The 11,848-nt window shown below is 59.7% G+C and carries 15 protein-coding genes and 2 tRNA genes; 7 read left to right on the top strand and 10 right to left on the bottom strand.

From position 1 onward, the window contains the following. Positions 1 to 5: 5 nt before the first annotated feature. From N805_RS03240 to N805_RS03250, 3 genes are all read right to left on the bottom strand, one after another. Complete coding sequence (locus tag N805_RS03240; protein ID WP_019470687.1) at positions 6 to 1,073, bottom strand: phosphotransferase family protein; 1,068 nt, start codon at positions 1,071 to 1,073, stop codon at positions 6 to 8. Positions 1,074 to 1,258: 185 nt separating this feature from the next. Further along, positions 1,259 to 1,576 (bottom strand): SCP2 sterol-binding domain-containing protein, encoded by a 318-nt coding sequence (locus N805_RS03245; protein ID WP_019470686.1) that lies wholly within the window; start codon positions 1,574 to 1,576, stop codon positions 1,259 to 1,261. A gap of 56 nt (positions 1,577 to 1,632) precedes the next feature. Then, positions 1,633 to 2,343, bottom strand: a complete 711-nt coding sequence (locus N805_RS03250; RefSeq protein ID WP_019470685.1) for a histidine phosphatase family protein — start codon at positions 2,341 to 2,343, stop codon at positions 1,633 to 1,635. A 198-nt stretch (positions 2,344 to 2,541) separates the two neighbouring features. Between N805_RS03250 and sohB the strand changes: the two genes are divergently transcribed. Next, positions 2,542 to 3,561 carry a protease SohB gene (gene sohB, locus N805_RS03255; RefSeq protein ID WP_019470684.1) on the top strand — a complete coding sequence of 340 codons (1,020 nt, stop codon included), beginning with the start codon at positions 2,542 to 2,544 and terminating at the stop codon, positions 3,559 to 3,561. A 154-nt stretch (positions 3,562 to 3,715) separates the two neighbouring features. Next, positions 3,716 to 3,789, top strand: a tRNA-Cys gene (locus N805_RS03260). A 387-nt stretch (positions 3,790 to 4,176) separates the two neighbouring features. On the opposite strand, the gene N805_RS03265 is transcribed toward N805_RS03260, so the two are convergent. Together N805_RS03265 and N805_RS03270 are read right to left on the bottom strand one after the other, a co-directional pair. Next, positions 4,177 to 4,497: a hypothetical protein gene (locus tag N805_RS03265; RefSeq protein WP_019470682.1), complete on the bottom strand. Its 321-nt coding sequence runs from the start codon at positions 4,495 to 4,497 to the stop codon at positions 4,177 to 4,179. 45 nt (positions 4,498 to 4,542) lie between these two features. After that, positions 4,543 to 5,244 carry an SOS response-associated peptidase family protein gene (locus tag N805_RS03270; protein ID WP_026034375.1) on the bottom strand — a complete coding sequence of 234 codons (702 nt, stop codon included), beginning with the start codon at positions 5,242 to 5,244 and terminating at the stop codon, positions 4,543 to 4,545. Positions 5,245 to 5,346: 102 nt separating this feature from the next. Between N805_RS03270 and N805_RS03275 the strand changes: the two genes are divergently transcribed. The 3 genes from N805_RS03275 to N805_RS03285 are packed head-to-tail and all read left to right on the top strand — an operon-like array spanning position 5,347 to position 7,242. Then, a complete protein-coding gene (locus tag N805_RS03275) occupies positions 5,347 to 5,775 on the top strand; it encodes a LexA family protein (RefSeq protein ID WP_019470680.1) in 429 nt (142 codons plus the stop codon). Next, positions 5,765 to 7,039 carry a Y-family DNA polymerase gene (locus N805_RS03280; protein ID WP_019470679.1) on the top strand — a complete coding sequence of 425 codons (1,275 nt, stop codon included), beginning with the start codon at positions 5,765 to 5,767 and terminating at the stop codon, positions 7,037 to 7,039. The genes N805_RS03275 and N805_RS03280 overlap by 11 nt, the downstream gene beginning before the upstream one ends. Then, positions 7,033 to 7,242, top strand: coding sequence for a hypothetical protein (locus N805_RS03285; protein WP_019470678.1), 210 nt, complete (start codon positions 7,033 to 7,035; stop codon positions 7,240 to 7,242). The genes N805_RS03280 and N805_RS03285 overlap by 7 nt, the downstream gene beginning before the upstream one ends. An 81-nt stretch (positions 7,243 to 7,323) precedes the next feature. Here N805_RS03285 and N805_RS30885 read toward each other — a convergent pair whose 3' ends face one another. The 3 genes from N805_RS30885 to adhP all read right to left on the bottom strand — a co-directional run bounded on the left by N805_RS30885 (position 7,324) and on the right by adhP (position 9,254). Next, positions 7,324 to 7,560 (bottom strand): hypothetical protein, encoded by a 237-nt coding sequence (locus tag N805_RS30885; protein ID WP_080956853.1) that lies wholly within the window; start codon positions 7,558 to 7,560, stop codon positions 7,324 to 7,326. Positions 7,561 to 7,945: 385 nt separating this feature from the next. Then, the gene (locus tag N805_RS03295) at positions 7,946 to 8,152 is read right to left on the bottom strand and encodes a DUF6434 domain-containing protein (protein ID WP_019470676.1); all 207 of its coding nucleotides are present in this window, start codon (positions 8,150 to 8,152) and stop codon (positions 7,946 to 7,948) included. A gap of 91 nt (positions 8,153 to 8,243) precedes the next feature. After that, on the bottom strand, positions 8,244 to 9,254 hold the full coding sequence (gene adhP / locus N805_RS03300) for an alcohol dehydrogenase AdhP (protein WP_019470675.1): 1,011 nt from the start codon (positions 9,252 to 9,254) through the stop codon (positions 8,244 to 8,246). A 411-nt stretch (positions 9,255 to 9,665) separates the two neighbouring features. On the opposite strand from adhP, the gene N805_RS03305 reads away from it, so the two are divergent. After that, the gene (locus N805_RS03305; protein ID WP_019470674.1) at positions 9,666 to 9,863 is read left to right on the top strand and encodes a hypothetical protein; all 198 of its coding nucleotides are present in this window, start codon (positions 9,666 to 9,668) and stop codon (positions 9,861 to 9,863) included. 1 nt (position 9,864) lies between these two features. Here the strand turns inward: N805_RS03305 and N805_RS03310 are convergent, their stop codons facing one another. Both N805_RS03310 and N805_RS03315 read right to left on the bottom strand, forming a co-directional pair. Continuing rightward, on the bottom strand, positions 9,865 to 10,278 hold the full coding sequence (locus tag N805_RS03310; RefSeq protein ID WP_019470673.1) for a DoxX family protein: 414 nt from the start codon (positions 10,276 to 10,278) through the stop codon (positions 9,865 to 9,867). Positions 10,279 to 10,382: 104 nt separating this feature from the next. Continuing rightward, positions 10,383 to 10,467: transfer RNA gene (locus tag N805_RS03315), tRNA-Leu, on the bottom strand. A gap of 216 nt (positions 10,468 to 10,683) precedes the next feature. Here N805_RS03315 and N805_RS03320 point away from each other — a divergent pair. Then, positions 10,684 to 11,844: a two-component system sensor histidine kinase NtrB gene (locus N805_RS03320; RefSeq protein WP_019470672.1), complete on the top strand. Its 1,161-nt coding sequence runs from the start codon at positions 10,684 to 10,686 to the stop codon at positions 11,842 to 11,844. Positions 11,845 to 11,848 lie beyond the last annotated feature (4 nt).

Consider the following 11,848-nt stretch of genomic DNA (forward strand, 5'->3'; position numbering starts at 1 on the left):
GTTGCTCAGAGGCTGGACTTGGCAATGACCTGCAAGGTCATCTGCTCCAGCAAGCGGTTCATGTGGATGAACTGGGCGAAACGCTTGTCCTGGGTCTGGCCGTGGTAATAGCGGTAGTAGATCTGCTGGACGATACCGGCCAGGCGGAACAGGCCATAGCAGTAGTAGAAATCGAAGTTGTCCAACGCGATACCCGCCCGCTCGGCGTAGTAATCCACGAACTGGCGGCGGGTGAGCATGCCCGGCGCGTTGCTCGGCTGGCGGCGCATCAGCTGCACCGGCGCCGGGTCGTCGGCCTCGATCCAGTAGGCCAGGCTGTTGCCCAGGTCCATCAGCGGGTCGCCCAGGGTGGCCATTTCCCAGTCAAGCACACCAATGATGTGCATGGGGTTGTCGGCGTCGAGGATCACGTTGTCGAAGCGGTAATCGTTGTGCACGATGGCGGGCTTCGGATGGTCGGCCGGCATTTTATCGTGCAACCAGGCGGTCACCTTTTCCCAGCGCGGGGCATCCGGGGTCAGGGCTTTTTCGTAGCGGCTGGTCCAGCCCTCGATCTGGCGCTGCACATAGCCTTCCGGCTTGCCCAGGTCGGCCAGGCCACAGGCGTTGTAGTCCACCTGGTGCAACTCGACCAGGCGGTCGATAAAGCTTTTGCACAGGGCCTCGGTACGGCTGGCGTCAAGGTTCAGCTCGGCAGGGATGTCCGAGCGCAGGATGATGCCCTTGACCCGTTCCATGACGTAGAACTCGCCGCCGATCAGGCTGCTGTCGGTGCAGTGGACATACGCTTTGGGGCAGAAGGGGAAGCCGCTGTTCAACTGGTTGAGGATACGGAACTCGCGGCCCATGTCGTGAGCCGACTTGGCCTTTTGCCCAAATGGCGGGCGGCGCAGCACGAAGTCCCGGCCGGGGTAGCTGACCAGGTAGGTGAGGTTGGAGGCCCCCCCGGGGAACTGGCTTATGCTCGGCAGGCCGTCCAGGCCGGGGATGTTGGCCTTGAGGTAAGGGTCGATGACGGCCGCGTCGAGTTCTTCGCCGGGGCGTACCTGGGTGGACTGGTCGGTGAGCGTCATGCGTTTTCCTTATTCTCGATCGCAAGGACTATTGGCTAATCTAATGGCCTGGCGGCGCTGGAACAAGCGTGCCAAGTGCCATATAGGCGAGGGTGTTGCAGGTCGATCACTGCACCGAATGCAGGGCAAAAAAAAACCGAAGCCGCCAAGGCTTCGGTTTTTCGATCATCCAGTGTACCCAGCCCTCAGGACGGGAACAGCTCGCTGAGTTTCATCGACAGCATCATGTCGCCTTCAACGCGCAGCTTGCCGCCCATGAAGGCCTGCATGCCGTCGGTTTCACCACTGACGATGCCCTTCAGGGTTTCGCTGTCCATCACCAGGGTGCAGTTGGCGTCCGGGTTTTCGCCTTCCTGCAGTTCGCAGGTGCCGTCTTTGACGATCAGCGCGTATTGCTTGTCTTCGTCGGTGATGTTGAAGCCGAACACCAGGTCCAGGCCGGCGGCAGCGGATGGGTTGAACTTCTCTTGCATCTTTTTGACGGCATCAGCTACGGAGGTCATGGCGCATTCCTTATAGAGTTATTTACACGTCCCCGCAGGGACACAACAAACCGGGCTCATCGATAGGTGACAAGCTCCGGTACCCTCAACAGCTGCACATGGGCCTGGCTGTTGAAGGAGGCCAGTGCCACGTCGCGGCCGCGAAACTTCAGCTGGCTGAGCGACGTGTTGATGATCTGCCAGTTCAGCGCGAACGCCTGGCTGGGGGTAATACGGGTCACCAGGTGGAGCAGGGCGGCAATGGTGCCGCCCGAGGTGAAAATAGCGACATTGTCACCGCTGCCAGCGGTATCGAGCACGCGTTCCAGGCCAGCTTGTACACGGCGGGTGAACGCCTGCCAGCTTTCCAGGCCATCGTCGGCATGTTCGCCCGTGTGCCAGCGCTGCACCATCAATGCGAACAGGCGCTGGAATTCGCTGCGGTGTTGCGCAGCATTGCGCAGGATGTGCAGGGCATCGGGCTCTTCTGGCAGCAGCCCGGGCAACAGGGCGCGGATGACGCCATCGGCATCGAACTCATTGAATGCCGCGTCGGTCTCAACAGCCGGCACCGGGCAGCCGCTGGCATGCAAGGCCTGCAGGGCCAGCCGTGCGGTATCCTGCTGGCGGCGCAGGTCGCCTGCCACGCAGCGGTCCAGCCGAACACCCAGCTGGGCCAGGTGCTCACCCAAGGCCTGGCTCTGGCGCACGCCCACGGGCGAGAGGACGTCGTAGTCATCGGCACCGAAGGAGGCTTGGCCATGTCGGATCAGGTAGAGGTTGCCCACGAAAGGTTCCGGCCTGTTTGGAGGTTGCTGCGAGGTTAGGATGCAGCACACGGGCTGTCAACGAAAAAACATACAAGCGTTTGAAAAGGTTGTTTGAAAGGTGTTGCCAGCGTTTACACCGGCTGGCAGCACCTTGGGCGCAGCGGTATGCTTGCAACAGTTACGCGCCGCTTTGGCGCAGGTATTTAAGGAGTCAACGTGGAGTTTCTTGCCGAGTACGCAAGCTTTCTCGCCAAAACCGCCACCCTGGTCATCGCCATCCTCGTGGTGCTGTCGGCCATCGCCGGGTTGCGCAGCAAAGGGCGGCGCAAACCGGGTGGGCAGCTGCAGGTCACCCGCCTGAACGAATTCTACAAGGACCTGCGCGAGCGCCTGGAGTCCGGCCTGCTCGACAAGGCCCAGCTCAAGGCCTTGCGCAAGCAGCAGGCCAAAGCGGAAAAACAGCAAAAGAAAGGCAAGGCCGAGGAAAAGGGCCGGGTTTTCGTGCTGGACTTCGATGGCGACATCAAAGCCTCTGCCACCGAAAGCCTGCGCAACGAAATTACCGCGCTGCTGACCCTCGCCACAGCGCGTGATGAAGTGGTGCTGCGCCTCGAAAGCGGTGGTGGCCTGGTGCACAGCTACGGCCTGGCGGCGTCGCAACTGGCGCGCATTCGTCAGGCGGGCATCCCGCTGACCGTGTGCATCGACAAGGTGGCCGCCAGCGGCGGATACATGATGGCCTGCATCGGCGAGAAAATCGTCAGTGCGCCGTTTGCCGTAGTGGGTTCGATCGGGGTGGTGGCGCAGTTGCCTAACGTCAACCGCCTGCTGAAAAAGCACGATATCGACTTTGAAGTGCTGACTGCTGGCGAATACAAGCGCACCCTGACCGTGTTTGGCGAGAACACCGACAAAGGCCGGGAGAAGTTCCAGGAAGACCTGGACATCACCCATCAGCTGTTCAAGGACTTTGTCGCCCGCTACCGCCCGCAGTTGCACATCGACGAAGTGGCCACTGGCGAAGTCTGGCTCGGCGTAGCCGCACTCAACCGCCAGCTGGTGGACGAACTGCAGACCAGCGACGAGTACCTCAGCGCACGCGCGCGCAACGCCAACCTGTTCCACCTACACTACGCCGAGCGCAAGAGCTTGCAAGAGCGGATCGGCATGGCGGCCAGTGGCACGGTGGAGAACACTGTGGTGGGCTTATGGAGTAAACTCGGTCGCCTGCGCTAACACCTTGAACCCGTTGAAATTTTTTTTCGTTCAGGGGGTTGCAAGGTTAAAGGAATGAAGACATAATGGCGCCCATCGAAACGCAGCAAACTTTGAAAAAGGTTCAGCGTTTCAAGGAGATAGCAAAGCGCAAGCAGCTAGATCCGACCTTTGAGGCCGAGTAGCAAAGTGGTTATGCTCCGGATTGCAAATCCGTCTACGCCGGTTCGATTCCGACCTCGGCCTCCACCATTCGAAAGCCCCGCAGATTAACGTCTGCGGGGTTTTTCTTTGTGCGTAGAAAACCCAGGTCGTTTCCGTATCAGCCCTCTCCTTGGAGTAGGGGATCCGCCGGCTTAACGCTCAGGCTGTCACTCCACGATACAGATCCACCGGTGGTTGTACCGGTAAGGAGCCCTTGTGAATGCCACGTCTGATACTAGGGTCATGCCACGCTTTTGAAGCGCTTCGGTCAGTTGAGCGAGTGTCTCTGCCTGGATAGTCATTGCTGTCACCTCGTCAGATTTACTGCGTTCTTAATTCCTGACCGAGAAGACAACCGCCGGATTCAATTTTTTTGGCTCGCTGCACGATTGCGAGAAGGATCTCGCGGGCAGCGCCTACCCCGCTGACGCCTCAAAGCTTGTATTGAATGGTGTAGGACTCATCGGCTCTAGGCTCCATGGTGATAGGAATGCCGAAGATCTTTCCGTTACATTCACTGACGACGCAGCGATACACGGCCCCTTGCCTGAGTTGGGTCCACAAGCCTTCATCATGTATCACTATGCATGCCACACGCTCTTCCGGATCATTTCTGACCTGGGCAACGTGGTGGTCCAGGTCGCAGCCGAACTCGGCAGTCGTGAACTCTGGATCGTAGCCTATCAACACCCCGTGCCTTTGCAGGTCGTCCCTTATACGTTCAATCACGTCGTCTGCTTCTTGTTTTAACATGATGGTTACCTCACGGTGCTTGTACCCCTCAAACTCTAGCTGACCCTACAGCTTTTCGTTGTCCAGTGGCGTAACCAACCATTCCCCCTCATTTCTGACATTACCCACCGCCTTGCTGACCGGGTACCAGCGAAAATCTGCTGCGGGCCGGCAGCCCTGTTCCACGATTGCCGCAGCTCGCTGCGGCGACGTAGTGGGTGCGATCCATTCCCGGGCGAGCTCAGGGGACAAGACCAAGGGTTTGCGGTCGTGGATATCGATCAGCCCTTGATCCGCTGCTGCTGTGATGATCACAAAACCATCGCGCTCGTCAGGCTCGATGTTCTGGTGCACTTCTGCAAGTGCCGCGAAGTACAGCGGCGCGCCATCCGCGCTGGTGATGTAAAAAGGCTGCTTTCGCTTTGGGTCCGCCGGATCAGGAATCCACTCGAACCAGCCATTTGCCGGTGCCAGTGCTCTGCCTGCGGGCCACAGCCCTTTGAAGAACTTGCCCGTTACCACCGTTTCGGCCCGGGCATTGATCGGATCCGGACGTTTCCCTTTCGCCCAGAACGGCGACCATCCCCATTTGACCCGATCCACACTCAGTCCTCCCTCCACCTGGCGTATGACCTCTACCCGGGTCGACGGCGCCACGTTGTAGCGGCTGATTGGCGCGTGGTCGTAGCCATTGATTACCACCAGGTCCAGCGATAGCTGGCGCAGGTAGTGATCCATCGACTCATAGATCGAGTACCGTCCGCACATCTTCCACCTCTCGCCCGTCAGAAATTTCATCGCCCAGGATTGACCGGGCAGCCGATGCCAGATTTACTGTATATGCATACAGTTTGCATTGGACCTTCCGTCATGACCATCACATCCCTGGGTACGCCAACCGGCGGCACCGCACCGCTACCGCTCTATTCGTTTCACGTTCCTGCGGGGTTCCCATCGCCTGCAGCGGACCATCTGGAAGGTCATATTTCCCTTGATGAACTGTTCGACCTGCGTGCGCCCCATGTGTATCTGGTAAAAGTCGAGGGTGACAGCATGCAAGGTGCAGGGATCTACTCGGGCGATATCGTCATCGTAGACCGCGGTCGCGAGGCCGAGCACGGCGACGTGGTGATTGCCGCCGTAAACAGCGAACCGGTCTGCAAGCGCCTCCACCGTCGCGACGGCGTGGTGATCCTGAAATCGGAAAACCCTGCCTACCCACCACGGTACATCATGGAGGGCGACGAGCTGGTCATTTGGGGCGTCGTGCGTTACAGCGTTCGCGACCATGCGCAGTGACCCGGTATTTGCGCTGATCGATTGCAACGCGTTCTATGCGAGCTGCGAGCGGGTATTCCGGCCGGACCTGACCAAGACCCCGATTGTCGTGTTGAGCAACAATGACGGCTGCGTGATCGCCAGGTCGTACGATGCGAAGCCCTACGTGAAGATGGGCGAGCCGTATTTTCAGGCAAAGGATAAGCTGCGCCGCCACGGCATCATGGCCTTCAGCAGTAATTACGCGCTGTACGGCGACATGAGCGAGCGCGTCATGACCCTGATCGAATCGATGGTGCCTGACACTGAGGTCTACAGCATTGATGAATGCTTCGCCGATCTGTCGGGCATTCAGGAAAACCTGACGCAGTTCGGGCGAACCCTGCGCTCCAGGATCTTCCAGTGCACTGGGATCCCCGTGGGTGTCGGCATCGCTGGCACAAAGACGCTCGCCAAGCTGGCCAACCACACGGCCAAGCGCCTGCAGGCCCAGACGGGCGGGGTGGTCGACATTACCGATCCGTTCAAGCGCGATTGGGTGCTGCGCAACACAGAGGTGAAAGAGGTATGGGGTGTTGGCCGGCGAATGACCGCCCACCTCGAGGCGATGGGCATTCACACGGCGATGGATCTGGCCAAGGCTGATGCCTGGACGCTGCGGCAGAAATTCAGTGTGGTGGTGGAGAAGACTGCCCGCGAGCTGGCCGGCACGCCGTGCCTGGAACTGGACGAGGCCGAACCCCCGAAGCAGGAAATCTGTTGCAGCCGGATGTTCGGCAAGCGGCTGACAGAGCTGGCGCCCATCAAGCAGGCAGTGGCCACGTACGTTGGCCGAGCAGCGGAAAAGCTCCGGGCCCAGGGCTCAGTGTGCAAGCGCATGCGCGTCAGCATCCGCACCGGCATGTTCAACCCGGATGAGGCGCACCACGCACAGGGCGCGCTGGTGGAACTGCCATACCCAACTTGCGACACGCTGCTGATGACCCGGCTGGCCACCGATGCGGTCGGGCGAATTTTCAGGCCAGGGTTTCGCTACAGCAAGGCAGAAGTGCTGCTGATGGACCTGCGGCAACCAGGTGAATTTTCAGAGGACTTGTTTGCGCTCAAGCAATCAGTGGCCTGTGACCGACTGATGCAGGTGATGGATGACATCAACGGGCGCTGGGGGAGGGGGACGATGCGAGCCGCCAGCGTGCCGGCAGCCCCGGACTGGGGCATGAGGAGGGAGATGATGAGCCAATCCTATACGACGCGGATCGATCAGCTGTGGACGGTCAAATGTTGAGCCTGCCATCGGCGTGGCTGGATGAGCTGAATGACCAGCCGGCCCTGGTGGCCGACCCCGATGGCAGGGCCGCAGTGCTTGCCGAGCTCGCGGTTTTCGCGCACCGACGCGGCGACGTTGACGCAGACCAGTTGGCCGACATGCTGGAGTTCGCCGAGGCGGCAAGGTTGTGGGCGCTTATTGAGCATGAAGAGGCGGCTTGAGCCGTGATCAAGGCAATTGATGAAGCCAAGGACGCAGGTCCTCCCCAGGGCTTCATGGTCCTCACCCTGCACGGGCACGCGCTAGCCCTCAGGCAGGCTCACCCCGCAGATAAATTCATCCGACCCAAGCCGGTGCGACCCATACTCGACGACGTAACCAGCTCCAAGGCGCTCTGCTTCAACCTTGGCTGTATTCTGGTCCGCATAAACGTCGACAAAATGCCATGGGTGGCGGTCACGAAGCACGCCCCATCCGAGCACCCAGCCGGTATTGCCTGGGTCAGGCGGGAGATTCTTGGCCAGGCTGCGTATTGTCATGTGCATCCCTCGGGCACCGGTGATTACCCGCAATTGAACCGCTACTGATAAGAAACTGCGAGGTATTTCGTGGTGGGTACTGAGAACCTTTGCCATCAGCCGAACGTGCTGCGCCTGGCGACCCAGGTTTGACGTTTTTCTTTGAACCTGAAGCCGTGATGGTGGGTCATCAGAGAGGGCGAGCTTTGGTAGCTTGTCATATGCGCAAGCAATTCTGAAACGTTTGCCCGCTATCGTTTAACGTACGTGAAACTCACCAACGACGGAGTCAAGGAATGGACTATTCCAGCATGGTTGAATCGTTGGACAAGATACTGAAAGAAGCGGCCGCCAAGCCCGATGGCAGGGCTGGGCAAGCCGGGCTACCGATGCCCGAAGCTGGTGGTCACCGTTGCATACGCAGCCATTCGTCCGCAACCTCGCCCATCGTGGATGGCGTGCCACTTTTGATCCATGCCATAAATGCACGGTCGAACTTGAATGCTTCCCCGCACTCACTGAGCAGAAACTGACGAACCTTGTGCGTGTTGCGGTAATGCTTGTCCAGCGGGGTGGCTCTGGTAATCGGCCCAGCGTGCCAGTCGACGCTCATGGTCTGTTCCTTGACTGTTGAGAAAGCACAAAGCCCGTAGAGGATCACCTACGGGCTTTGTGGTCGTGCGAAATGATCTGCTTTCAGGCTATCAGCCTTCGAACTGGATCACCATGCGGCCTTTGATCTTGCCTTCCAGCATCTCGTCAAAGATCTGGTTGATATCTTCGATCGGTCGCAGGGTCACCTTGGGCACGACTTTGCCTTCAGCCGCAAACTGGAAGGCTTCCTGCAGGTCCTGGCGTGTGCCTACCAGCGAGCCCACCACTTCGATCCCATCCAGCACCAGGCGGGGAATATTCAGGTCCATGGACTCCGACGGAAGCCCGACGGCAACCAGTCGCCCGCCAGCGCGCAGGGCATCGACGGCCGAGTTGAACGCGCCTTTGGCGACGGCCGTCACCACGGCAGCGTGGGCGCCACCGGTCTTGGCCTGGATAACCTTCGCAGCGTCTTCGTTGAGCGGGTTGACGAGCAAATCTGCGCCCATCTCGCTGGCGAAGCGCAGTTGCTCTTCGTTGACGTCGATGGCGATCACTTTGGCGTTGAAGACGTTCTTGGCATATTGCAGGGCCAGGTTGCCCAAGCCGCCGAGGCCGTAGATAGCGATCCACTGGCCGGGGCGGATATTGGAGATTTTCACCGCCTTGTAGGTGGTGACGCCGGCGCAGGTAATGCTGCTGGCGGCAGCGGAATCGAGGCCGTCAGGTACTTTGACCGAGTAGTCGGCATTGACGATGCAGGCCTCGGCCATGCCGCCATCTACGGTGTACCCGGAGTTCTTCACTTCGCGGCACAGGGTTTCGTTACCGCTGTTGCAGTACTCGCAATGCCCGCAACCCTGGTAGAACCAGGCAACACTGGCACGGTCGCCCGGCTTGAGCGAGGTAACGCCCGGCCCGACTGCCTGGACCACGCCGATGCCTTCGTGGCCCAGCACCACGCCGGTCTTGTCACCGAAGTCGCCATTCTTCACGTGCAGGTCGGTGTGGCAGACGCCGCAGCATTGCATCTTCAGCAGCGCTTCGCCGTGTTCGAGGGGCCGTAGGGGTTTCTCTACTATGGCCACGCGACGGCCTGGTGCAACAACAGCAGCTTTCATAAGAGCCTCCGTGTCTATCCGAGTGAGCTTGGGTTATCGCTGGGTTAGCATAGCCCTTGGCTGGTCGGGCAAAACTGCTACAGGTCATGCTTCAAAGCGTTAGCAAGGCACGCACCGCTCTTGCAGAACACGTCATAAAAAGAAAAGCCCGCGGCAAGTGTGCGGCGGGCTTCAAGAACGTACGGAGCAGGGGCAGTGTGCCGATCCGGTTGTCAGTATTTCGTGAAGCTCAGGTCATGAGGCTGTCATGGTCCCTGGACCAAAAAAAAGCCCGCCATGAAAGGCGGGCAAAAGACGTTTGAAGGGAGAGCCTGCAGGCTGCATGCGGCCGGTTAACCCAGGATTAAGCGAACGCATTGACCTGGGAGCCTGTTCAGCCTATACAGGCCTGCCATCACCCCAGGAGCCAGCATGCACGACGAAGACGACCTGCACGAACCCGAGCACGATCACCTGCTTGACCATGAATTTCTATACGACGGCATGGAGCCCGAGGCGGATGCCCAAGGCGCCGAGGATGAAGTGGAAGAAGACGAGGAAACGCTGGATGACCTCGATGACGAGGAGCGTGATCACCCAGCCTGGTTCGATGACTGCGAAGACGACTGACTCAGCGCCCGTCCACCGAAAAACGCCCTGGGCCGCTCACGGCCAGCAACAGAAGGCCACCCATGATGCTTATATTTTTCAGAAACTGGGTCATGTTGGCGCTGCGTTCGGGGTCGACCATGTTCCAGAACGGGTGGCCCAGCAGCGCCGTGCCCAGCACGAACAGTGCAAACAGAAACGCCAGCGGACGGGTGTAGAAGCCCAGGATTAGCAGGATGGCGACGACAAACTCCATGATTACGGCAATTGCAGCCGCCAGCATGGGGGCAGGGGCGCCCAACGACGTCATGTAGCCAACCGTGCCATCAAAGCCGGTGAGCTTGGCCCAGCCAGACAAGACGAACAGGATCATCAGTAGCACGCGGGCAATCAAGATAATGATGTCGCGTTGGCCATCGAACAGGGAGTAGCGCATGGTGGCGTTCCAGTGGACGGGGACAAGCTCCACTTTAGCAGTTGCGCCAAGGATTGCTGGCAGGCAGCAAAAAGGCGCCGCAAGGGCGCCTTTTCGAGGAAGTTTGGTGCGAGTGGCGGGACTCGAACCCGCAAGGCTCACGCCGACAGATTTTAAGTCTGCTGTGTATACCAATTCCACCACACTCGCACGCTTGAAGGGGTCGCAGCGACCAGCTCGCTTCTAAGCAGAAGGGCTTTGCAATCAAGCGCGCTTTATAACCCATTGTTATAGTTGAGTCAACTGCAGCACCTATGATCAACAGAATGAAGGGTCGAACATTGGGTAATAGCCGCATCGCTAGCCGCTGCCGGGCACCCTCGGTTAAGCTCATAGCATCCCTCCTGCTGTACCAGTGGAGTCTTCATGGTTTCAGCTGACTGCCTCGACCACCCCGTCATGCCTGCGCACCGCTATGAACAGCTGGTTCAGTCGGTGGTGGATTACGCCATCTACATGCTCAACCCGGCCGGCCATGTGGTGTCGTGGAATGCCGGTGCGCAACGGATCAAGGGCTACCGCGCCGATGAAGTGATCGGCCAGCATTTTTCGCTGTTCTTCACCCCCCAGGATTGTGCCGACGGCCGCCCTGAGCGCTTGCTGCGCCAGGCGCTGGAACAGGGTGTGGCGCAGGATGAGGGCTGGCGCGTGCGCAAGGATGGCACACAGTTCTGGGCCCTGGCGGCGCTGGACGTGATCCGCGATGACCAGGGCCAGATCATCGGCCTGGCCAAGGTCACGCGGGACATCACCGACCGCCGTGAGTCGGCGATGCAACTGGATGCAGTGCGCGCCCAGTTGTTCCAGGCGCAGAAGCTGGAAGCCCTCGGCCAGTTGACCGGCGGGCTGGCGCATGACTTCAACAACATGCTCACCATCATCATGAGCTCCGCGCGCCTGGCGCTAGCCAGCCAGGACCCGGCGCGTATCCAGCGCATGCTGCAGCATATTCTCGTCGCCGGGCAGCGGGGCACCGAGCTGACTCAGCAGTTGCTCAGCTTTGCCCGTCACCGTCAGCTCGATGTGGCGTGCGTCGCACCGCAAGACCTTGTAGCCGCTACCCGCGGCCTGTTGGAACACGCACTGCCCAGCTCGATTGAGCTGCGGGTACAGTTGCAAGCGGACTTGCCGTTGATCGAAGTGGACGCCGGGCAGTTGCAGATGGTGCTGCTGAACCTGCTGTTCAATGCCCGCGATGCCATCGCAGGGTCGGGCCGGATAGGCCTGACGGTCGAGTTGGTTGAGTTGGCGGGCGAGGTGGAAGGGCTGCACGGCAGCTTTGTGTGCTTTGTGGTGGAAGACAACGGCGAAGGGATTGCACCAGAAGTATTGCCGCGCATTTTCGAGCCATTCTTCACTACCAAGCCGTTCGGCAAGGGCACTGGCCTGGGCCTTAGCCAGGTATATGGTTTTGCCAGGCAGAGCGGTGGCGCCATCCACGTCGACAGTGATCCCGGCCATGGAACTTTCATGCAGCTTTACTTGCCCACGTATCAGGACAAGACCAACAGCCCACTCGACAGGTAAGCAT

It is taken from the genome of Pseudomonas putida S13.1.2 (genome assembly GCF_000498395.2).
Taxonomy (GTDB): domain Bacteria; phylum Pseudomonadota; class Gammaproteobacteria; order Pseudomonadales; family Pseudomonadaceae; genus Aquipseudomonas; species Aquipseudomonas putida_Q.

What these genes read in the sequence shown, in the direction of transcription:
- N805_RS03275 (WP_019470680.1), top strand. Translation starts at nt 5,347, where the DNA reads ATGACCATCACATCCCTGGGTACGCCAACCGGCGGCACCGCACCGCTA.
- N805_RS03265 (WP_019470682.1), bottom strand. Translation starts at nt 4,497, where the DNA reads ATGTTAAAACAAGAAGCAGACGACGTGATTGAACGTATAAGGGACGAC.
- N805_RS03280 (WP_019470679.1), top strand. Translation starts at nt 5,765, where the DNA reads ATGCGCAGTGACCCGGTATTTGCGCTGATCGATTGCAACGCGTTCTAT.
- N805_RS03295 (WP_019470676.1), bottom strand. Translation starts at nt 8,152, where the DNA reads ATGAGCGTCGACTGGCACGCTGGGCCGATTACCAGAGCCACCCCGCTG.
- N805_RS03285 (WP_019470678.1), top strand. Translation starts at nt 7,033, where the DNA reads ATGTTGAGCCTGCCATCGGCGTGGCTGGATGAGCTGAATGACCAGCCG.
- adhP (WP_019470675.1), bottom strand. Translation starts at nt 9,254, where the DNA reads ATGAAAGCTGCTGTTGTTGCACCAGGCCGTCGCGTGGCCATAGTAGAG.
- N805_RS30885 (WP_080956853.1), bottom strand. Translation starts at nt 7,560, where the DNA reads ATGACAATACGCAGCCTGGCCAAGAATCTCCCGCCTGACCCAGGCAAT.
- N805_RS03245 (WP_019470686.1), bottom strand. Translation starts at nt 1,576, where the DNA reads ATGACCTCCGTAGCTGATGCCGTCAAAAAGATGCAAGAGAAGTTCAAC.
- N805_RS03270 (WP_026034375.1), bottom strand. Translation starts at nt 5,244, where the DNA reads ATGTGCGGACGGTACTCGATCTATGAGTCGATGGATCACTACCTGCGC.
- N805_RS03305 (WP_019470674.1), top strand. Translation starts at nt 9,666, where the DNA reads ATGCACGACGAAGACGACCTGCACGAACCCGAGCACGATCACCTGCTT.
- N805_RS03240 (WP_019470687.1), bottom strand. Translation starts at nt 1,073, where the DNA reads ATGACGCTCACCGACCAGTCCACCCAGGTACGCCCCGGCGAAGAACTC.
- N805_RS03310 (WP_019470673.1), bottom strand. Translation starts at nt 10,278, where the DNA reads ATGCGCTACTCCCTGTTCGATGGCCAACGCGACATCATTATCTTGATT.
- N805_RS03320 (WP_019470672.1), top strand. Translation starts at nt 10,684, where the DNA reads ATGGTTTCAGCTGACTGCCTCGACCACCCCGTCATGCCTGCGCACCGC.